19 protein-coding genes are annotated in these 19,392 nt (G+C 53.2%); 11 read left to right on the top strand and 8 right to left on the bottom strand.

Annotation, left to right across the window (positions count from 1 at the left end; translation table 11 throughout):
• Positions 1-64: 64 nt before the first annotated feature.
• Complete coding sequence (locus ACPXSQ_RS06155; RefSeq protein WP_014593718.1) at positions 65-1,366, bottom strand: maltoporin; 1,302 nt, start codon at positions 1,364-1,366, stop codon at positions 65-67.
• A gap of 41 nt (positions 1,367-1,407) precedes the next feature.
• Positions 1,408-2,517, bottom strand: coding sequence for a maltose/maltodextrin ABC transporter ATP-binding protein MalK (gene malK, locus ACPXSQ_RS06150; RefSeq protein ID WP_014593717.1), 1,110 nt, complete (start codon positions 2,515-2,517; stop codon positions 1,408-1,410).
• Positions 2,518-2,884: 367 nt separating this feature from the next.
• Between malK and malE the strand changes: the two genes are divergently transcribed.
• The 3 genes from malE to malG are packed head-to-tail and all read left to right on the top strand — an operon-like array spanning position 2,885 to position 6,566.
• Positions 2,885-4,069: a maltose/maltodextrin ABC transporter substrate-binding protein MalE gene (malE, locus tag ACPXSQ_RS06145; RefSeq protein ID WP_014593716.1), complete on the top strand. Its 1,185-nt coding sequence runs from the start codon at positions 2,885-2,887 to the stop codon at positions 4,067-4,069.
• A 58-nt stretch (positions 4,070-4,127) separates the two neighbouring features.
• Entirely contained in the window at positions 4,128-5,666 is a 1,539-nt protein-coding gene (gene malF, locus ACPXSQ_RS06140) for a maltose ABC transporter permease MalF (RefSeq protein WP_426143129.1), read from the top strand.
• A gap of 9 nt (positions 5,667-5,675) precedes the next feature.
• The gene (gene malG / locus ACPXSQ_RS06135; RefSeq protein WP_014605835.1) at positions 5,676-6,566 is read left to right on the top strand and encodes a maltose ABC transporter permease MalG; all 891 of its coding nucleotides are present in this window, start codon (positions 5,676-5,678) and stop codon (positions 6,564-6,566) included.
• A 66-nt stretch (positions 6,567-6,632) separates the two neighbouring features.
• Here malG and ACPXSQ_RS06130 read toward each other — a convergent pair whose 3' ends face one another.
• From ACPXSQ_RS06130 to ACPXSQ_RS06120, 3 genes are all read right to left on the bottom strand, one after another.
• Entirely contained in the window at positions 6,633-7,193 is a 561-nt protein-coding gene (locus ACPXSQ_RS06130) for an RNA polymerase sigma factor (protein ID WP_014593713.1), read from the bottom strand.
• 3 nt (positions 7,194-7,196) lie between these two features.
• Complete coding sequence (locus ACPXSQ_RS06125; RefSeq protein WP_031283805.1) at positions 7,197-7,616, bottom strand: hypothetical protein; 420 nt, start codon at positions 7,614-7,616, stop codon at positions 7,197-7,199.
• Positions 7,617-7,835: 219 nt separating this feature from the next.
• On the bottom strand, positions 7,836-9,449 hold the full coding sequence (locus ACPXSQ_RS06120) for an alkaline phosphatase (RefSeq protein WP_426143126.1): 1,614 nt from the start codon (positions 9,447-9,449) through the stop codon (positions 7,836-7,838).
• 582 nt (positions 9,450-10,031) lie between these two features.
• Between ACPXSQ_RS06120 and ACPXSQ_RS06115 the strand changes: the two genes are divergently transcribed.
• Positions 10,032-10,340, top strand: a complete 309-nt coding sequence (locus ACPXSQ_RS06115) for a DUF1471 domain-containing protein (protein ID WP_013025782.1) — start codon at positions 10,032-10,034, stop codon at positions 10,338-10,340.
• Positions 10,341-10,626: 286 nt separating this feature from the next.
• The gene (locus tag ACPXSQ_RS06110; protein WP_022622781.1) at positions 10,627-11,727 is read left to right on the top strand and encodes an NADH:flavin oxidoreductase/NADH oxidase; all 1,101 of its coding nucleotides are present in this window, start codon (positions 10,627-10,629) and stop codon (positions 11,725-11,727) included.
• Positions 11,728-11,756: 29 nt separating this feature from the next.
• Here the strand turns inward: ACPXSQ_RS06110 and ACPXSQ_RS06105 are convergent, their stop codons facing one another.
• On the bottom strand, positions 11,757-12,431 hold the full coding sequence (locus ACPXSQ_RS06105; protein WP_013025780.1) for a hypothetical protein: 675 nt from the start codon (positions 12,429-12,431) through the stop codon (positions 11,757-11,759).
• A 142-nt stretch (positions 12,432-12,573) separates the two neighbouring features.
• Positions 12,574-12,966: a VOC family protein gene (locus tag ACPXSQ_RS06100; RefSeq protein ID WP_014605841.1), complete on the bottom strand. Its 393-nt coding sequence runs from the start codon at positions 12,964-12,966 to the stop codon at positions 12,574-12,576.
• Between the two features lie 67 nt (positions 12,967-13,033).
• Here ACPXSQ_RS06100 and ACPXSQ_RS06095 point away from each other — a divergent pair, with 67 nt between their 5' ends.
• From ACPXSQ_RS06095 to ACPXSQ_RS06080, 4 genes are all read left to right on the top strand, one after another.
• Positions 13,034-13,630 carry a GNAT family N-acetyltransferase gene (locus ACPXSQ_RS06095; RefSeq protein ID WP_041930795.1) on the top strand — a complete coding sequence of 199 codons (597 nt, stop codon included), beginning with the start codon at positions 13,034-13,036 and terminating at the stop codon, positions 13,628-13,630.
• Between the two features lie 475 nt (positions 13,631-14,105).
• A complete protein-coding gene (locus tag ACPXSQ_RS06090; protein ID WP_014593708.1) occupies positions 14,106-14,561 on the top strand; it encodes a hypothetical protein in 456 nt (151 codons plus the stop codon).
• 722 nt (positions 14,562-15,283) lie between these two features.
• A complete protein-coding gene (locus ACPXSQ_RS06085; RefSeq protein WP_014593707.1) occupies positions 15,284-15,997 on the top strand; it encodes a bacteriorhodopsin in 714 nt (237 codons plus the stop codon).
• Positions 15,994-16,803, top strand: coding sequence for a Brp/Blh family beta-carotene 15,15'-dioxygenase (locus ACPXSQ_RS06080; RefSeq protein WP_013025775.1), 810 nt, complete (start codon positions 15,994-15,996; stop codon positions 16,801-16,803). Before ACPXSQ_RS06085 ends, ACPXSQ_RS06080 begins: the two co-directional genes overlap by 4 nt.
• 284 nt (positions 16,804-17,087) lie before the next feature.
• Here ACPXSQ_RS06080 and ycgZ read toward each other — a convergent pair whose 3' ends face one another.
• Positions 17,088-17,339, bottom strand: a complete 252-nt coding sequence (gene ycgZ / locus ACPXSQ_RS06075) for a regulatory protein YcgZ (RefSeq protein ID WP_013025774.1) — start codon at positions 17,337-17,339, stop codon at positions 17,088-17,090.
• A 310-nt stretch (positions 17,340-17,649) separates the two neighbouring features.
• Here ycgZ and ACPXSQ_RS06070 point away from each other — a divergent pair, with 310 nt between their 5' ends.
• Positions 17,650-18,003 (top strand): metalloregulator ArsR/SmtB family transcription factor, encoded by a 354-nt coding sequence (locus ACPXSQ_RS06070; RefSeq protein WP_013025773.1) that lies wholly within the window; start codon positions 17,650-17,652, stop codon positions 18,001-18,003.
• Between the two features lie 90 nt (positions 18,004-18,093).
• On the top strand, positions 18,094-19,377 hold the full coding sequence (locus ACPXSQ_RS06065) for an arsenic transporter (RefSeq protein WP_015700314.1): 1,284 nt from the start codon (positions 18,094-18,096) through the stop codon (positions 19,375-19,377).
• The last annotated feature ends 15 nt before the right edge of the window (positions 19,378-19,392 follow it).

Genomic DNA, 19,392 nt, shown 5'->3' with positions numbered 1-19,392 from the left:
CAATAGCCGCCGCGGCCTGAAACACAGTGCGAAACGGTCTACAGCGGTTTATCCAGAAAAGAGATCACCACCAGATTTCCATTTGCGCGCCAAAGGTCCACTCATCATTGTTGCCGCGGCTGTTGGTAAACAGGCCGTTTCCGGTGCTGTCCTGTGACGCGAAAGTGGTGATATCACCGGCCGCGTCTTTGTTATAACCCCACTTCTCATCCCATTTGGCATAGGTCGCGAAGAGCCGCAGCGCAGGACGTGACCAGATGCTGTCTCCAGCCTGCCACTGCTGCGCCAGCGTGATTTTGTACTGACCATTGCGTTCGCCGACCTGCTGTGACTTCACGTTGTCATAGCCCACTTCCAACAGGGTGCTCATGATCGGCGTCCATTTGTACATGGGCCGCACGCCAACGGTGTACCACTCATTACCCCGGTTGTTATCCAGATCGGTGTTTTGGTACATCGCGACGTACATCATGTCCCAGCGTTCCGCCAGGGTGATCGCCCCGTGGTCCAGAACCCGATACATCTTGCCGTTGTTATTGATATTCGTGCCCTGTGCCAGCCCTTTCCCCTGGGACGTCAACGCATCGGTCGCGTACTGCAGCACAAATTTGTTGTAGCCTTTGAGCATGCTCTGCGTATGCTCAGCGGTGAACAGCCAGCCGTCTCGGGATGCGCCATCTTCTAAGCGGTAGCCGTCACGCGCATTGGCACGGCCGTAATCCACACCCAGTTCCAGGACGCCATTTGGGTTGGTTTCCAGCCCTGCCAGACGGACGTCAAAAACATCATCTGCGGTACTGGTGGCGTAATTGCGAATGCGATCGTTAGAAAAGGTGTAAGAGCCGCCCGCTTCCGATGAGCGCGTTGCGGCAAACGACAGCTTACCAAATCCCAGATCGACATCTTCCAGACCCGCACCCGGGCCGGAAATATCCCAGTAGTAGAAATCGATCATGTGAACGTCATGGCGCTGGTAGAAACGTTTACCGGCCCAGATAGTGGAACCCGGCAGGGCGTCGATCAGGTTTTTACCCTTGACGTTGGCTTCACGAAAAGCCGGTGAAGTGGATTCCCAGTCGTTTTGCTGAGAAACCGAGTACGCCACGTTGGTGTCGAAGTAGAAGCTCTTGTCGCCCTCTTTCCACACTTCCTGACCCAGCTTAAGTTCAGCATAGGTTTCGCACTCGTTACCCAGACGGTATTTACTTTGAGCACCGGTTGCCTGGAAGCATTGCTGCTCGCCGCCGCTGCCCGTCCAGCCAATGCCGGAGCGAGCATAACCGGTAAAATCCACCGCCATCAGCGGTGAAGACAGCGTGCCTGTCGCTACCGCTACGGCAAGGGAAAGTTTGCGCAGAGTTAACATTTTCTATCTCCTGAGGTCATTGCTTTTATTGTTTTGCTGGATTAAACGCCGGGCTCCTGATGCAGCCTGCGACACGCGCTTCCGTCCTCTCGGAACAGATGACAACGCTCGGGTGGCAAGCCAATGCCCATCATGGCGCCCTCTTTTACCAACACCACGTCCTCCTGGCGGTACACCAGGTTTTGACGGATGGCGGGGATTTGGATGTGAATTTGAGTTTCGTGTCCCAGTTGCTCAACGACCTGCACTTCCCCCTCAAGGGTGACGTCAGCGATGTCACTGGACAGCAGATGTTCCGGCCGGATACCCAACGACATATTGCTGCCGACCTGCACGTTGGCGCTGTCTACCGGTAGCCAGACCAGCTGATTATTGGGCAGGCGTACCTGCACCTGTTCAATCGCGGTGGCGGTGACCTTAACGGGGAGGAAGTTCATTTTTGGCGAGCCAATAAAGCCTGCAACAAAGCGGTTTGCCGGATAGTGATAGAGCTCCAGCGGCCGCCCAACCTGCGCCACACGACCGGCGTCCAGTACCACAATTTTATCGGCCAGGGTCATGGCTTCGATCTGGTCGTGGGTTACGTAGATCATGGTGCGCCTGAGTCGCTTATGCAGGCGGGAGATCTCGATGCGCATCTGCACCCGCAGTGCGGCATCGAGATTAGAAAGGGGTTCGTCCAGCAGGAAGACTCGGGGTTCGGCGACCAGCGTGCGGCCGATGGCAACGCGCTGGCGCTGTCCGCCAGAGAGCGCCTTTGGGCGGCGATCAAGCAGATGCGCCAACTGCAGCACCTCAGCAACCTGGGTTACGCGCTGCTCTCTTTCCGCTTTTTTAACGCCGGCCAGCTTCAGGCCAAAAGACATGTTTTCTGCCACCGAGAGATGGGGATACAGCGCGTAAGACTGAAATACCATGCCAATGCCGCGTTCGGCAGGCGGCACCTCATTCATCCGTTTATCGCCAATCAACAATTCACCGCGGGTAATCGTCTCCAGGCCAGCAATCATCCGCAGCAGCGTTGATTTACCGCATCCAGAAGGCCCGACAAATACGACAAACTCACCTTCACCAATCTCCAAATTGATATCGTTCGACACGACCGTGTCGCCCCAGGCTTTGGTGACATTGCGTAACACGACGCTCGCCATAGTGCTTTCCTCTCCACTCGCTAATGCGGCCCGCACGTCAGCGGACAAATTCTGGCGTTCACTATGCGTAGCGTGATTCGTCGCCACATCCTCCACCGACGCGCTTTATCTGGGGGAGGAGACGGGAGGAGGAGAAAACATCAGCACACGAGAGCGGTCGCGCGCTGCACTGATTTTTGTGATCGGTAACGCAGTCTGGCACCCACCTTAGTGTGAGCCAGACCGTGATAATCCTGTCACTTTGTAACAGCGATCACACCTCGACGGCGGCAGGCGTAGAGGCCAGGAGGATGAGAAGCCGGTAAGAACACGCAGAATGTGCGGCAAGCAACATGTTCGTTTCCGCTAACAGGATGGAGTGTTAAAGATGAAAACTGGCGCAAAAATTTTGGCTCTGTCAGCCCTCTCGGCGGTGCTGTTCTCCGCTTCCGCAGTCGCAAAGATTGAAGAAGGAAAACTGGTTATCTGGATCAACGGTGACAAAGGCTATAACGGTCTGGCCGAGGTGGGAAAAAAGTTTGAACAGGAAACCGGTATTCACGTTACGGTCGAGCACCCGGATAAAATGGAAGAAAAATACCCGCAGGTGGCCGCGACCGGTGACGGTCCGGACATTATCTTCTGGGCGCACGACCGTTTTGGCGGTTACGCCCAGTCCGGCCTGTTAGCCGAGGTGTCACCGGACAGCAGTTTCCAGCAAAAAATCTTTCCTTTCACCTGGGACGCCGTGCGCTTCGACGGCAAGCTCATTGGCTATCCGGTTTCGGTTGAGTCGCTGTCGCTAATCTACAACAAAGACCTGCTCCCCACGCCGCCGAAAACGTGGGAAGAGATGGCCGCCCTGGATAAGTCGCTGCGCGAGAAAGGCAAAAGCGCCATCATGTTTAATCTGCAGGAGCCCTACTTTACCTGGCCGCTGCTGGCAGCCGGCGGCGCTTATGCCTATCAGTTGACGGACGGACACTATGATGTCAAAAACACCGGCGTTGATAATGCCGGAGCCAAAGCCGGCATGCAGTTCCTGGTCGATCAGGTCAAAGCCAAGGTCCTGAACGCCGATACGGATTACTCCATTGCCGAAGCCGCTTTTAATAAAGGCCAGACGGCAATGACCATTAACGGCCCCTGGGCCTGGAGCAATATCGATAAGAGCGGTATTCACTACGGCGTCGCGCCGCTGCCGACGTTAAACGGCAAGCCCACCAAACCTTTTGTTGGCGTACTCAGCGCCGGGATCAATGCGGCCAGCCCGAACAAAGAGCTGGCTAAAGAGTTTCTGGAAAACTATCTGTTAACGGATGCCGGCCTTGAGGCCGTGAACAAAGATAAACCGCTGGGTGCGGTGGCGCTGAAGTCCTTCCAGCAAAAGCTGGAGAAAGACTCGCGTATTGCCGCCACCATGAACAATGCACAACGCGGTGACATTATGCCCAACATCCCACAGATGGCCGCGTTCTGGTACGCCATGCGCACCGCCACCCTTAACGCGCTGAGCGGCCGTCAGTCCGTTGATGCCGCGCTCAAGGATGCGCAGTCACGTATAAGCAAGTAAATCGTTCAGCGCAGGCCAGTTTGCTGGCCTGCAAACCTGCCGTTAAGGAAATCGGGTCATGTCAGAAAAACCGCAAACGGGACGGCATCGTTCTGTGTTGAAAGGCGCACTGGTGGGCATCTGTTGTTTGCTGGTCGGTTATTTACTGGTGCTGATGTATGCTCAGGGGGAATACCTGTTTGCCCTGCTGGCGCTGGTCATAAGCGGGCTGGGCATCGGGATTTATGCCAATCGCAGGGCCTACGCCTGGCGTTATGTTTATCCCGGCATGGCTGGAATGATGTTATTTGTCTTGTTCCCTTTGGCCTGTACCGTGGGCATTGCCTTTACCAACTACAGCAGCACCAATCAGTTGACCCAGGAGCGGGCTCAGCAGGTTTTACTCAGCAGACAATATCAGGACGGCGCAGGCCTGAATTTCAGCCTGCTTCCCGAAGGCGATCGCTGGCGGCTGGTGCTTAGCGAGGGATCGAACAGTCAGACCTGGGTGTCACCGCTCTTCTCCTTCGACACTGCGGGCCCATTAAAGATGGTGAGCGCACCTGCTCCAGAGGGAGAACGGGCAAACTTACGCGTCATCACCACACATCGCCAGGCACTGGCAAAACTCCGCGCCGTGCTGCCTGACGAACGTGAACTGGTCATGAGTTCCTTGCGTCAGTTTTCAGGAACGCGCCCGCTCTATGTGGTAACGGATCATCAGACGTTAAGAAACCAGCAAAGCGGCGTGAGCTATCGCGCCAATCCGGATACCGGCTTTTATCAGGTGATTGACGCAAAGGGCCAGTGGGGAGAAGAACGTCTGAGTCCCGGATTTACCGTGGGCGCGGGCTGGCAGAACTTTATTCGCGTGTTCACCGACGAGGGGATTCAAAAGCCGTTCCTGGCCATCTTTGGCTGGACGATGATTTTCTCTTTGCTGACCGTGGTGTTAACGGTGGCGGTGGGCATGGTGCTGGCCTGCCTGGTGCAGTGGGAGGCGTTAAAAGGCAAAGCCGTTTATCGGGTAATGCTGATCCTGCCTTATGCCGTGCCCGCCTTTATCTCCATCTTGATCTTCAAGGGATTATTCAACCAGAGCTTTGGCGAAATCAACGTCATGCTCAACGCCCTGTTTGGCAGTAAACCGGCGTGGTTCAGCGATCCTACGCTGGCGCGTGCCATGCTGATCATCGTGAATACCTGGCTGGGTTATCCCTACATGATGATTTTGTGCATGGGGCTGCTGAAAGCGATTCCCGAGGATTTGTACGAAGCCTCTGCGATGGACGGTGCCGGGCCGCTACAAAACTTTTTCCTGATTACGGTACCGCTGCTGTTAAAACCGCTGACGCCGCTGATGATTGCCAGTTTTGCCTTCAATTTTAATAACTTTGTGCTGGTGCAGCTACTGACGAATGGTGCACCCGACAGGCTCGGCACGACCACGCCTGCGGGTTACACCGACCTGCTGGTGAACTACACCTGGCGTATTGCTTTTGAAGGCGGTGGCGGGCAGGACTTTGGTCTGGCAGCGGCTATCGCCACGCTGATTTTCCTGCTGGTTGGCGCACTGGCGGTGATCAATCTGAAAGCCGTGCGGATGAAATTCGACTAAGGAGTCATGATGGCGATGGTACAACCCAAATCGCAGAAGTTACGTCTGTTTATGACGCATCTGCTGCTGCTGGCGTTTATTGCGGCAATATTGTTTCCCTTACTGATGGTGGTGGCGATTTCGCTGCGCGCGGGAAATTTTGCCACCGGCAGTATCATTCCGGAACATATCTCCTGGGAACACTGGCGGCTGGCGCTGGGCTTCAGCGTTCAGCATGCTGACGGCTCAGTCACGCCGCCGCCCTTTCCTGTTTTGCTGTGGCTGTGGAACTCGGTCAAGATCGCGGCTATCAGCGCAATGGGCATTGTGGCGCTGTCCACCACCTGCGCCTATGCCTTTGCCCGGATGCGCTTTAAAGGGCGTGAGAGCCTGTTAAAAGGGATGCTGATTTTTCAGATGTTCCCGGCGGTGCTGTCGCTGGTTGCACTTTATGCCCTGTTCGACCGTCTCGGGCAATATCTGCCGTTTGTTGGTTTAAATACCCATGGCGGCGTGATCTTTGCCTATCTTGGCGGCATCGCGCTGCATGTCTGGACGATAAAAGGCTATTTCGAAACGATTGATAGCTCGCTGGAGGAAGCGGCGGCGCTGGATGGTGCAACGCCCTGGCAGGCTTTCCGGCTGGTTTTACTCCCGTTATCGGTGCCCATTTTAGCCGTGGTGTTTATTTTGGCGTTTATCGCTGCAGTAACGGAAGTCCCGGTGGCCTCACTGCTGCTGCGTGACGTCAACAGTTACACGCTAGCCGTGGGCATGCAGCAATATCTTAATCCGCAAAACTATCTGTGGGGCGATTTTGCCGCAGCCGCCGTTCTCTCTGCCATTCCTATTACCCTGGTGTTCCTGCTGGCGCAACGCTGGCTGGTTAACGGACTGACCGCCGGCGGCGTGAAGGGCTGATTGCGTCATCCGTCCCCTTTCAAGGTGATAATGCGAATATTGGCGGCCCGTCATGGCCGCCTTTTTTCAATCTTCACTAACCAGATCGTCGTAGACCGCCCGCAAGCGCATGCGCAGATACAGTACGGCTTTATGCTTGCGCGACAGCAAGGTCTGAACACTGACGCCGGTTAATTCTGACAGCGCTTTATAGCTGATTCCCTGCAGCTCCGTTTGGTCAAACACCTCATACTGCGCGGGCGGAAGTTCGGCTAGCGCCGCCTCCAGCGCATCCCAGAGTAGCGCTCTGAGGTAATCATCTTCAGGGGTTTGCGGAATGCCAAACAGGGTTTCAGCCAGTTCGCTTTCAACCCCATCCTCCTCGTCGTTTTTCATGTAGCTGGCAAGTGGCAACTCCCGCTTCTTACGCGCCCGATCCGTCATTTCATTGCGTGCCGCCCGAAACAGCCAGGCGGAGATATTCTCAACCGGCTGTTCCACGCCGATCAGCTGACAGGTAATTTCCTGCAAAATATCTTCAGCCTCCTCCCGTGCTGGGGTACGGGCACGAATAAATCGCTGGAGTTTCGTTCTGCAGAGCGTAAGCGCTTTGACCCACGATGAGGCTTGCGATGCGCTGGCCTTCATCGTCTACTCAGTCCGGGCAGCATGGTTGTCATCTGACGACGGAGGCTGTTCGTCCCGGCGTTTATCACGGCAGTGTTGCCCCCGATGGCCAAAACCTTCCCGACGTTGCTTCATAAATGCGTCTCGTTGTTCCGGTGTCATCTGCATCCAGCGTTCATGCATACGACGCCGGGCATGGCCAAACATTCCCGGCCTGATACCCAAGCCGCCAAACAGAATCCGGCACAGTAGCAACAACCCTGCGGCCTGCCAGAAACCGATCGTTTTAACCCCGATAAGCGCGGGCAGCAAGGCATTCCACAGTGACATGACCAGCAGACACAGTGCGACAATAAAAACGGCGCCCACTATCAACGGCTTCGCCAGTCGGTTTCTGCCCCTGCCACGGGCATGGCGGAACGAAGGGTGATCAAAATCTCTCATATCAGGATGACCTCATCAGTGATAAACACACGTTTGTGATGAGGTAGACGAATGAGCCAGCAGAATATTGCTGACGGCGGAAAAAAAGTGAAGGCATTGACGTGTTGTGCGGGTGACGGAGATAACACAGCGGTGCCGGTGAGCGAATATTCACCGGCACCGAGTACCTGATGCGGTCAGGAAGGCATCACGCGCCCTCTTTATTGTGACATTGTCACGTCAGGATTTACTGGCCTGCCCGGGCATAATTTTTTCAACGGCCTTTCCCTCCAGCGCGGCCTTTACGACGGTGTAAACGTCGGTATTATCAATGTAATCACCCTGATTGTAACCGACATATTTGGCATAGCCCGCGTCGTTACCGCGCACGCGTTCGGCGAAGGCTTCAGCGCCCACACCTTTTGCCCACAGCGGAACCAACGCGTTAGCGTGATTGCCGGTGGGACGGAAAGACACGCCTGGCATGGCGCCTTTGCCGTTATTGATGACGGGTTCAAATGCGCGAGTCTGCGCATCCGGCCCCATCGGCATGCCGTTATCATGATCCGTGGTAACAATCAGCAAGGTCTCGTTCCAGTTGCTGTTTGTCTCGACCCATTCAATGACAGAGGCCACGGCGTGATTAAAATCGGCGCTTTCTTCAATCAGACGGCCGTATTCAACGCCCACACAGTTGGGGTTATACGTGTTGCCCCAGTCTCCTTTACCACTGCAGGCATTGCTGGTATGGGCAGACCAGTCGGTTGCCCCACCTTCGACCATCATAAAGAAGCCGTTCGGGTTTTTGCTCAGATGCTGAATCGCGCCACGGGTCATCAGGTTCAGCGTTGGCACCGTGGTAATAAATGCATCGCCTGATGGATTCGCCGCATCTTTACCAACAAATTCACCCTGCCGGCCCTGCTGTAACGTTCCGTTGGGGGCGACGTTGGGCGATCCCAGCAGCGGGCCATCATAGTTCAGCGAGCCGTTAGCCAACTGGGTAAACGCCTCCGTGCTGCGCACAATTTTCCACGGCTGACCGCCCGCTGGCGCCAGCTTACCCGCGCGGAGTAAATCCCATTCGGTTTGCGCCAGATAAAGGTTCGCATCTTTGCCACAGCCGGCGGTGGACTCATTTTTCGCCAGATGCTGACAATCCGTTCCATTCACGTTGAAGCCCGGCAGTCCGGTTCCCATAATCACGTCGAGCTTACCGGCGGTGAGCATTTGTCTGGCGATCGCGTGATAATCGTTACGGGAAGCATTCTGCGCACCAAAGGCCGCTGGCGTGGCGTGCGAGAACGGCACACTGGTGACGACGCCCGTGGCCTTCCCCTGTGCCCTGGCTGTCAGAGTAATAAAGTCGACCGGTTTACCCTCGTTATCGACGTTGATGGCGTTGTTATAGGTTTTTACCCCGGATGCCAGCGCGGTGCCCGCCGCCGCACTGTCAGTAGGATTGATGGCCAGATATTCGTAACCCTTAAAGGGCAGTTCTTTGCTCTCGGTTTTTGTCGTGTCCCAGGCTTTCTGCGGGTCATAATTAACAAGGGATTCATCGCTGTGTGTGGCTTTTTTCGAGGCGTTGAGTGGATAGGTTGTCATGGCATACTTTACCGGGAATCCAGCATAAGGCGTTTTATTGCGCCCACCGTACTGCCAGTATGCGGTGGCATCCCATGTTCCCCAGCCTGCACCATCGTTAATCATGACAATGACGTTTTTCGCTTTGATGGCGTCGGCAAACGCAGAGGCACTGAGGGTCAGACCGCCCAGAGCCAGCAGGCACAGAGGAAGTTGACGCAGGGAAAACACAGTAGAGGAAGGGTGAAGACGAGGTTGACGTGGCATAAAACTCTCCATAATGATGACAGCGACCGCCTGAACAAAGAAACAGGTTTCAAAGGATGTCGAAAGATGTCTTTTTGTTACTCCGTGGCTGTGCAGTATTGGGATGCGTTGTGACAGTTTTATGAAAATCCTGTGCCGATGGACGAGAGAATTCCCTAAGGCAAATTTCATCACGGGTAAGCCTGTTACTTATCAACCTGTTACCCGAACAATGCGGCTGATTTCAATTTTTTCAATTAATGTAAACGTCTGTCAGCCCGACGCCGCGCGCCCTTTTATCCCACTTTGCTGTTCTTGCCGGCTTGATTGTTAAGTTCGCGTTGGCATTTTGTATCCAGATTTCACAACCTGTAAGCAGACACAAAAAACCTTCCATATTTCAGCTCAAGTGTGGCTGAAGCTTTCATAAGCATCTGATTAGCAAGAAAAGCCAAATTCGTTAACCGGAAAAGGTATTTTATAACTTTTGCCGACAGTCCTTAACATGACCGCGTTAATCGAACTCATGGCGAATGAATTAAAAAATCGATGGCGCTCAACAGGCGCGTGATGCCGTAATTTCAGATACTCAGGAGCACGAAAATGAAAGCACTTGTTCAGGATATTTTGTCTATCTTCTCTCCTCAGACCGTTAGCCCTGTGTTTATCCGTACAGGTTTGTCTCAGGATGAAAAAAATGCCATCAAGCCGATGGGCGTGACAACCGTCACCTGGGCGACATCGATGGAAGAAATCACGGATGCCCTGCTGCGCAAAGCAACGGAGGCCGGTGCTGTGGGCTATCACATTACCCACGTTGATTCCCATAAACCGGGTAACGATCAGCAGCATATTCTGGAAGCCACCGCGACGCTGTATGCGCTTGACGAGAAGGCGTTGCAGAGAGCCTGATTGTGACCGATCACTCTTCGCAATGCGTTATTAGCCACCCTGAACCCTGCTGTTATCTTCGGCAATAACAGCAGGGGTTCCCGTTTTCCCCTGCTTACGCAACGTTATCTCATCTTTTTCAGGCCGTGATCGCTTTACATATTCTGCCTGTTCTTCCTGTTTTATATGTATGCTGTAACTAAATAAGGCTGTTCAATAAATTGTTACGCTGTCAGAAGTACGCGTTTGCTCATCAGCCACTATAGTTTTCAACACACTTTCCCCCTGCGCCGACAATGAGGTTTTTATGAGCAAGCTCTTTTCCCCTTTCTCTCTGGGTGAGTTAACCCTGGATAACAGGATAGTCATTGCGCCAATGTGTCAGTATTCGGCTGATGAAGGCAGTGCGACCGCCTGGCATCGTATTCACCTGGGCCATCTTGCCTTATCGGGTGCAGGCTTGTTGATTATTGAAGCTACCGCCGTTGAGGACATCGGCCGGATCACCTATGGCGATTTAGGCTTATGGGACGATGAAACAGAAACGGCGCTGAGCGAGGTTCTGCAGGATATTCGTCAGTACTCCGATATGCCGATCGGCATTCAGCTCGGCCATGCCGGGCGTAAAGCATCCTGCACCGTTCCCTGGGAAGGTGGCGAACAGATTGCGCCTCAGGATGGCGGCTGGCAAACCCTGGCCCCTTCTGCCCTGTCGTTCAGTGATGGCGAGCATCTTCCGCTAGAGATGCAGGCCAGCGATCTCGAGCGCGTTAAAAATGCTTTTGTCGCAACGGCAAAACGCGCGGTTCGTCTGGGAATAGAATTAATTGAAGTTCACGCCGCGCATGGCTACCTGCTCCACCAGTTTCTCTCTCCCTTATCCAACAAGCGAAGTGATGAATACGGCGGCTCGCTGGAAAACAGAATGCGTTATCCCCTGGAAGTGTTTCATGCGGTACGTGAAGCCGTACCCGCAGAGATTCCGGTTGGGGTGCGTATTTCGGCCAGCGACTGGGTAGAAGGCGGATGGGATGTCGGCCAGTCCATTGCCTTCTCTAAGCAGCTTGAATCCCTGAACTGTGCCTACATCCACGTATCCAGCGGCGGATTGTCGGAACAACAGCAGATTAAGGTCGGGCCAAATTACCAGGTTCCTTTTGCACGCGACATCCGCCAGCAGATTGGCATTCCGGTGATTGCGGTAGGCTTAATTACCGAGCCACAGCAGGCTGAAGAGATTTTGCAACAGGAGGAAGCCGACCTGGTCGCCCTGGCACGCGGCATGTTGTATAACCCACGCTGGCCATGGCACGCCGCGGCCGAATTCAATGCCAATGTCAAAGCACCGCCGCAGTATCTGCGCTCAGAACCCCATGGCGCGAAAGGAACGCTGACGCAGGACGAATAACTGACTCTGGCCGCAACCAGGTTGCGGCCTTAACGGTTAGCCTGCTGGTGACACTGCAGCAGCGCCAGATGCGGACCTGACAGGGGCTGACGTTCAGGCGGAAACTGCTGCGCAACCGGTGCCATCGAACTCTGTGCCAATACCACCCGCTCTGCGCCCTGCTGCCAGGCATGTTCCACCGCTGTACGTACGCAGTGAAAATATCCCGCTCCATCTCCCGCTTTAAAGCGTTGCCAGGCTTCGGGAATCAGGCGGATGTCCGGCGTTTGCCCGTCGGTACAGAACAGCGCACGCGTTGCGCCAAGCGTGGATTCTGCCGCACAGAGCACCACCGTTTTCTTTGCGCTCTGATGCACGGCTTTTGCCAACATGCCGTCGGTACGCCAGACAGCGCAGGGTTGTCGGGATGAGGTAAAGGCTTCGGAAACCGGCCCTAATGTCGAGCAGGTGATCAGAATGACATCGAAGTGCGGTTGCAGATCCCGTAACAGAGCAACCAGCCGCTCGTGCAGTCCTGCGGTCAGGCCGCCGCTGGCTTCAGCTTCAGCCAGCAGGTGCGGCATGACCAGATGGCTGAGCTGCAGATGGTCCAGCTCAAGCTGACGGGCAGCATCGTCAAAAATGGCGATATTGCTGGCGGCGGTATGTAAGCAGGCAATATTGATCACGTGTTGGCTCTTACGCTGAAAGATGTCCCTCATCATGCCACGCGTTTACCCGGCCACCAAGCCCTTGCCAGCCTGACATATTTGGCGGTTTTGCGTCAGTCGTTCACGTTAACCGCACGCTCACTACTTGCCCCCTGTGACGTCAGGCAGGTTCAAGGGATGAGGCTGAAAAAGAGGACTACAATCGCCAGGTGCCGTGCTGAAGCACCGTACGATAACCGTCTTTATCCTGGAAGGTAGCGCCGTTTTCCGCCCAGTAGGGATTAAACGATGTTACGCGCGTAAAACCTGCGCGGGTCAGGCTGAGGCAGCGTTGCTGCCAGTCCGCTTCACTGGGCAAATACAGCACCAGAAGATCCTCGGCTGTTGAAGCCGGTTTGACGGGATGGTGATGGCAGTGGGTAAATTCCAGATGCCAGGACAGGGTTTCGTCGCCAAGCATCACCCCACTAAATCCCTCGTGATCGGTGAATTCCCCAATGGGCATCAGGCCCAGGCCCGAACAGTACATTGCGCTGCTCTCGGCTAAATCCGTAACGGGTCGGGCAATACGCAATTGCTGAATCGTCATCTCTTTTCCTCGTCGGGTAAACGCGCTAATAATATGCCATTCAGATGGCCTTACACTGAGGTTTATAGTGCATCTTCAGACCCCGCGTTTATTGCTCAGAGCTATGCGCCCTTCCGATGACAAGGATCTGTTCAGGATTTACGGTGATCCCGCGACCAATACGTTTAACCCGGCAGGCCCTTATCCTGACCTGGCTCACGCGCAAAAGGTGCTGGCCGACAGACTGCGATCGTACCAGCGTTATGGCTATGACAGCTGGGCGATAGCAACCCAGGATGCACCGGATACCCTTATCGGTTTCGGTGGGCTGAGCGTTCGCATTCACGGTGACGAAACCATTCATAATCTTGGCTATCGGTTTGCCACCACCGCATGGGGTAAGGGCTACGCTACGGAGCTGTCGCGCTTCGCGCTGGAGTATGGTTTTCGCGAACTGGGGTTGGATACGATATCAGCCCGGGTAAGAAGCCATCATCACGCCTCTATCCACGTGCTGGAAAAAACCGGGTTGCGATTTCTTAAAGAGATTCATGATGTGGATAATGCGCCGCCCAGCCTGTTTTATTCGATCACACAACAAGCATGGCAGGCGCTGGTGGCAGCAGATAATGCGGCTGATATTCACGCTCGTTGCCTATGCAATGATGCACAGCGCCTTCCCTGACCATCAGGCTCAAAGCGGCCCGTCCTGATAAAGCCTTTCTTTTTGTTAAAGGCAACCGCCTGATGATTCTGTTCATCAACATCAAGTTGATGAACGCCCTGATCATGACTGGCCTGTTGCAGGAGTAATGTGGCTCTCCCCCGCGGGATGGCATCGACAAAGCGCATCTCTGTAAAATTTCCACTGGCTCTGGTAAACCCGATGATTGAGCCGTCATGACTACAGACGGAATACTCACTGACCCGAACCATAAAGGACTGGCTGGACAGAACGACAGATATGAAGTGGGCCAGTATAGATGCGGAGCGGCAGGTATCGTGATGATAAAGCCGAAGGAAAACGCAGGATGATTAAATCTCGCTAATTATAATTAAGAAAAACTTAACTTTTTCGACCCCTTAGCGCCCTTTTATATGGAATTTTGCGCCGTAACTCCATATAATTTATTAATAATGGTTAAGTGTAAGGGTCTCTGATGCAACTTATAAAAACTGAATACTCTCTCAATTCCGGTTATCCGATTGTCAGGCGCACGCTGGAGGACAAAAAGAAACGAGTGGAACAACCTGGTTTCGGTCCTGAGTCTTGCTGTGCAGTAGTCGAGTACAGGCTTCGGGGGAATATTCGTTATGCGTTCGGAAACAGTCGGATGCAGGTAAGCATGCCACCAGGAATCTATACCCATAACTGGGTCAGGCTACATGGCGAAATGGCGGCGCTAGTTGCCGCGATAGACCGCATCGAGCGCTATTCCACCGATGATGTAATACCCATCACGGCTGCCTATATTGAATTGCGGCCCTGCGAGGCCAATTGTATGCAGGCACTGCGTAATATTCTGCCTGAGGATGCTCGCGTCTATTACTCTTTTGAACATCCCACTCAGCTTGACGAATGGAAAGTAAGGGCCAACGAGCTTTGTCGCGTTTGAAATTTTCCACCAAAACATTTTCCGGGCAAATCAGAAACGATATCCCCAAAATTTAGGTGATGTGCTGGGTGAATGAAAACGCAGACATTTCCATTAAGAGCTACCCCGCTGGTTGCTCTCAGCCAAAATTGCACTGAATTCATGTCCGCTCTGTGTCAAAAGCGGACATGACTAAAATCGCGATGTATTGATCAATGAGAGTAGGTCACGACCGCCATATTAAGTCAGCTGGTTTCTTTTAGAAAATCACGCCAGCGACGTAGTAACGACCTGTTATTATATAAAGTTCCAATTAACACAGCGCCATTGACCTGTTTAGAAACCTTATCCTTTACTTAGTACAGTGTTTTATTTTCTCTAGCGAATAATATAATTTTTTCTCTTTCATATTATTTACCTTCAAATTCCCTAAGACCACAAAAAAATTTAACTTAATAATATTAAAAGAAAAAATAAAATTCCCCTATTTTTTCATTGGATACAAATTGTTAAAAATGAAAATTGGTGAAACAGATTTTTACATTTACCCCTCCGGACTCGACGAATAAAGAATCACTTATTCAATGTATTTCGCCGAAGTTTCCGTCCACACTGTTGCATCATTAGCAATTTGAACGGCACGTCATATACTTTATGCATATTCTCATTCGGAATATAAAACAATTTCAATTTATGGCAGCGCAAACGGCCCTGTGAGGGCGTCTGTGCAAGGAGAAAGTATTATGGATCAAACCGCATTTTTGATCGGGTTTTCGGTCATGGCACTTGCGTCATTGGTGATTTATGCCTCAGGCAAAAAAATATTCCCCCTCCGGCATCATACGTTAATGCATGCCTCGGTCCCTTTTATTGCGGCAACCGCTTATCTGGCAATGGCATTTGGTTTCGGTAATCTGGCGACCGAAAGTGGCAGCATCGTTTATCTCGCCCGCTATGCTGACTGGTCCGTCACTACACCTGTATTACTGGCGGGGCTGGTTATGGTCGCCTTTCATGAACAGAGTAAACCGGGTGAGATGGGTGGTTTTTTAACGGCTATCATCATTCTGGATGTGATGATGATTATTACCGGTCTGGTCTCTGCACTGGCGACAACGTTCGCCGCAAAATGGGTGTGGTATCTCTGGTCCTGTGCTGCGTTTCTTGGCGTGGTTTACCTCCTGTGGGGACCGCTGCGTACGATTGCCGCTGGACGCGGCAGGGCGATGGCGGTCGCTTACAACAAAAACGTCGCATTGCTGACGGTGGTCTGGTTTATCTACCCTATCGTTTTCCTTGTCGGTCCGGAAGGATTAAAAGTCATCACCGACCCTGCGTCCGTATGGGCATTCCTGGTTCTTGATATCATCGCCAAGGTGTTTTACGCCTTTTACGCTGCATCCAGTCTTGAAAAAGCGCTGCGCCATTCCACATCAGATGGTGCTGTGCGGGTATGAGTCTGCGGCAAACTGCCAGCTGGACAGGACTGTGGGGGGCAGCGCTGGCTGCCTCTTTCAGTCCGCTGCGCGTACAGTTAATGTTTGCCATAGTAGCAATAGGTGTGATTGGCATGGCACACGGTGCCAGCGATCTGGCAATAGTAAAACGCGGGCGTAAGTTGCCATTCCTGGCGGCTTATGGCGTGATCATCCTGCTTTGCCTGTTCTGGTGGCACTGGTCGCCGGCACTGGCATTACCCGGTTTCTTGCTGGCATCTGCGCTGCATTTTGCCCTTGAGGATGCGCCAAAGGGAGGGATGTCAGAGCGCCTTGCCAGAGGAGTCAGCATGATAGCGACCCCAGCCTTCTTCCACCTGCGAGAATACAACATCATCCTTCACCAGGCAGGACTGACACCCTCACTGCTCAGTTCCGTGACGTTTTTCATGGCTAACGCGGGCGCACTTTGTACCCTTAGCCTGGTTATCACCGGATTGATTCGTCACGATGTGCGGCTCATTACCGGAACGCTGGCCTTGCTGATCCTTCCACCTTTTGTCGGCTTTTCCATGGGTTTTTTAATTCTGCATGCCCTGCCGCAAACCCGGTTACGTCGAATTCAGTTGGGTTATGCTCATTACACAGGTTACCTTTATGCGACCTGGCCGGTGCTTTTAGCGGCAATTCTGCTGGCGGCCGTGACAACCTGTATTATGTACCCCTCTAGTGACGCAGACATTAAATCGCTATTTGCTGCGCTCGCTTCTCTCGCTATTCCTCATATGCTGATTACTCCGTACTTTGAGCCAGGTAACAGTGAATAATCTCAGAAGTAACAGGTACGCTTCGCAGTAAGCAGAGAGTTAACTGGCGTCAGCATATAAATGTCCGGTTTTGAGACATGATAACCAGGGGGTATCACTTTTCGATGTAACCACTGCGCGCGTTTCAGCGTTCCCCTGAATATCTCCAGGCCACGGCTCTGAACATGTGAGTAATGACGGCGTAAGATTATGCCTCAGGAATTATGCAGCGGCAAAAGCGGTCAACGTGAGGGAGATGAGTGGGAAAAACGAGTATTGGGGTTCAGCCTGGCAGTCGTAGGGCATCAGTTCCCGGCTTTAGGGCCGAATAAAATACGAAGGAGTTCACAGTAGTGCTGCTCTTCTTCTGCACTTCCTGCCAGTTCCAGGCGACGGACAAGCTTGCTACAAATGGCCGTGCGGTTCAGGCTTTTTCCTGCGCGAAGGATTTCTGACGCAATGCTTCCCAGCGTTTCCTGCTGAGTAGGCAGTGACGCACTGTCGAAGTAGCGTGCAATGGCGCTCATGGCGTCGGGCTTGGAGGCGTTTTTGTACAATGTCAGCTCTGGGAACGCGATTTAAGGGTTTACTGTTACTTGTTTATAAAGTTGTAGGCTTGATATCAGCTGTTGAAGTGTATTTTAGGAAACGATCGTTCTCTTTAGCAAAACGTGCCTTTACGCAATATGATTTAATCCCCTTTACCGAATCGTAAATGATCCCTGGCTTTACTGTGCAGGTAAACCCTGGACGGAATATCCGAAGATGAGCCATGAGTGAGTCAATACATATGAATTAGCAAATATGTTATTGACTCGCCGTAGACAGACAGCAACAATGTCTTCTGTTCCGTAATCAGGAGTCAGCATGCCTCAACTTCAGCCTCTTCAGCTTTTCAAAAATTTTTCGGATGAAACACGCCTCAGTCTGGTACTGCTGTTGCGTGAAAAAGGCGAGCTTTGCGTCTGTGAACTCACGTCAATCCTGAGGCAAAGTCAGCCTAAAATTTCACGGCATCTGGCACTGCTCAGAGACAGTGGTCTGCTTATTGACAGGCGTGACGGCAAATGGATTCATTATCGGTTGTCACCACACATGCCCGCATGGGCTGCTATGGTGATCGAGCAGGCTTACCTGTGTCAGCGCGATGACATTCTGCAACTCAGCCAGCAGGCTGAAAGGAATAACGCGACCACCAACGGCAAGCCTGTCTGCATTTAAAAATTTACTCAAACACATATGATTTTTCATATCTGTTTGCAGGGCTGTCTTACGTCCTGTTTACCAGACTTTGTATTAAAAGGAAAAAGTATGTTTCTGGCAGGCGCTATATTCGTCCTGACACTGGTACTGGTTATCTGGCAGCCAAAAGGGCTGAGTATTGGCTGGAGTGCTGTTATCGGGGCTGCGCTGGCCCTGCTGACGGGCGTAGTGCATTTCGGCGATATTACGGCCGTCTGGCAGATCGTTTGGAACGCGACGGCCACGTTTATCGCGGTGATTATCATCAGCCTGCTGCTCGATGAATCTGGTTTTTTTGAGTGGGCTGCCCTGCACGTTTCCCGATGGGGTGGCGGTAAAGGCAGGCTGCTGTTCACGTATAGTGTTCTGCTGGGTGCGGCAGTGGCGGCCTTGTTTGCGAATGACGGGGCGGCACTGATCCTGACGCCTGTTGTCATTGCCATGCTGTTGGCGCTGGGCTTCAGCCCCGGCGCAACGCTGGCGTTTGTGATGGCGGCAGGTTTTATCGCTGACACATCCAGCCTGCCACTCATCGTATCGAACCTGGTTAACATCGTGACGGCGGACTTTTTTAAGCTGGGATTCAGCGAATACGCGTCTGTCATGATGCCGGTCAACATGGCATCCGTGGCGGCCACGCTGGTTATGCTTCACTTCTTCTTCCGTAAAGACATCCCGGTCGCCTATGACATGGCAAAACTAAAGGTACCACGGGAAGCCATTCGTGACGTGCGAACCTTTAAAGCCGGATGGCTGGTTCTGTGTCTGTTGCTGACCGGTTTTTTTGCTCTGGAGCCGCTCGGCGTTCCGGTCAGTCTGGTTGCTGCGGTCGCGGCATTTATTCTGTGGCTGGTTGCCCGTAAAGGACAGGTGATTGATACCCGTAAAGTCCTGAAAGGCGCGCCCTGGCAGATCGTCACCTTCTCGCTGGGTATGTATCTGGTGGTTTATGGCCTGCGTAACGCCGGACTGACGGATTACCTCTCGTCCGCCCTGAACGGGTTTGCAGAGCATGGTGTATGGGGAGCCACATTCGCTACCGGTTTTCTGACGGCCTTTCTGTCATCGGTGATGAACAACATGCCTACCGTCCTGGTCGGTGCCCTTTCCATTGATGGCAGCACGGCTGAGGGTGTGGTGAAAGAGGCGATGATTTACGCCAATATCATCGGTTGCGATCTTGGTCCGAAAATCACCCCCATCGGCAGCCTGGCGACCCTGCTGTGGCTACACGTTCTGGCGCAGAAAAATATCACCATCAGCTGGAGCAACTACTTCCGCGTGGGCGTTGTGATGACCCTGCCGGTACTTTTTGTCACGCTGGCGGCGCTGGCCCTGCGTCTTTCTGTTTAACCTTTACAACGTGAC

This window comes from Pantoea sp. EEL5, from assembly GCF_049892805.1.
In the GTDB taxonomy this organism is placed as follows: Bacteria; Pseudomonadota; Gammaproteobacteria; order Enterobacterales; family Enterobacteriaceae; genus Pantoea; species Pantoea ananatis.
Note: the sequence above shows the minus strand (reverse complement) of the source record. Positions and strands in the feature narration are given on the sequence as shown.

Excerpts from the sequence above, each read along its gene's own strand:
- ACPXSQ_RS06080 (WP_013025775.1), top strand. The coding sequence starts at position 15,994 with ATGAGTCTGCGGCAAACTGCCAGCTGGACAGGACTGTGGGGGGCAGCG.
- ACPXSQ_RS06115 (WP_013025782.1), top strand. The coding sequence starts at position 10,032 with ATGAAAGCACTTGTTCAGGATATTTTGTCTATCTTCTCTCCTCAGACC.
- ACPXSQ_RS06065 (WP_015700314.1), top strand. The coding sequence starts at position 18,094 with ATGTTTCTGGCAGGCGCTATATTCGTCCTGACACTGGTACTGGTTATC.
- ACPXSQ_RS06155 (WP_014593718.1), bottom strand. The coding sequence starts at position 1,366 with ATGTTAACTCTGCGCAAACTTTCCCTTGCCGTAGCGGTAGCGACAGGC.
- malK (WP_014593717.1), bottom strand. The coding sequence starts at position 2,517 with ATGGCGAGCGTCGTGTTACGCAATGTCACCAAAGCCTGGGGCGACACG.
- malF (WP_426143129.1), top strand. The coding sequence starts at position 4,128 with ATGTCAGAAAAACCGCAAACGGGACGGCATCGTTCTGTGTTGAAAGGC.
- ACPXSQ_RS06100 (WP_014605841.1), bottom strand. The coding sequence starts at position 12,966 with ATGACGATTCAGCAATTGCGTATTGCCCGACCCGTTACGGATTTAGCC.
- ACPXSQ_RS06125 (WP_031283805.1), bottom strand. The coding sequence starts at position 7,616 with ATGAGAGATTTTGATCACCCTTCGTTCCGCCATGCCCGTGGCAGGGGC.
- ACPXSQ_RS06130 (WP_014593713.1), bottom strand. The coding sequence starts at position 7,193 with ATGAAGGCCAGCGCATCGCAAGCCTCATCGTGGGTCAAAGCGCTTACG.
- ACPXSQ_RS06070 (WP_013025773.1), top strand. The coding sequence starts at position 17,650 with ATGCCTCAACTTCAGCCTCTTCAGCTTTTCAAAAATTTTTCGGATGAA.
- ACPXSQ_RS06110 (WP_022622781.1), top strand. The coding sequence starts at position 10,627 with ATGAGCAAGCTCTTTTCCCCTTTCTCTCTGGGTGAGTTAACCCTGGAT.
- malG (WP_014605835.1), top strand. The coding sequence starts at position 5,676 with ATGGCGATGGTACAACCCAAATCGCAGAAGTTACGTCTGTTTATGACG.
- ACPXSQ_RS06085 (WP_014593707.1), top strand. The coding sequence starts at position 15,284 with ATGGATCAAACCGCATTTTTGATCGGGTTTTCGGTCATGGCACTTGCG.
- malE (WP_014593716.1), top strand. The coding sequence starts at position 2,885 with ATGAAAACTGGCGCAAAAATTTTGGCTCTGTCAGCCCTCTCGGCGGTG.
- ACPXSQ_RS06120 (WP_426143126.1), bottom strand. The coding sequence starts at position 9,449 with ATGCCACGTCAACCTCGTCTTCACCCTTCCTCTACTGTGTTTTCCCTG.
- ACPXSQ_RS06105 (WP_013025780.1), bottom strand. The coding sequence starts at position 12,431 with ATGATGAGGGACATCTTTCAGCGTAAGAGCCAACACGTGATCAATATT.
- ACPXSQ_RS06090 (WP_014593708.1), top strand. The coding sequence starts at position 14,106 with ATGCAACTTATAAAAACTGAATACTCTCTCAATTCCGGTTATCCGATT.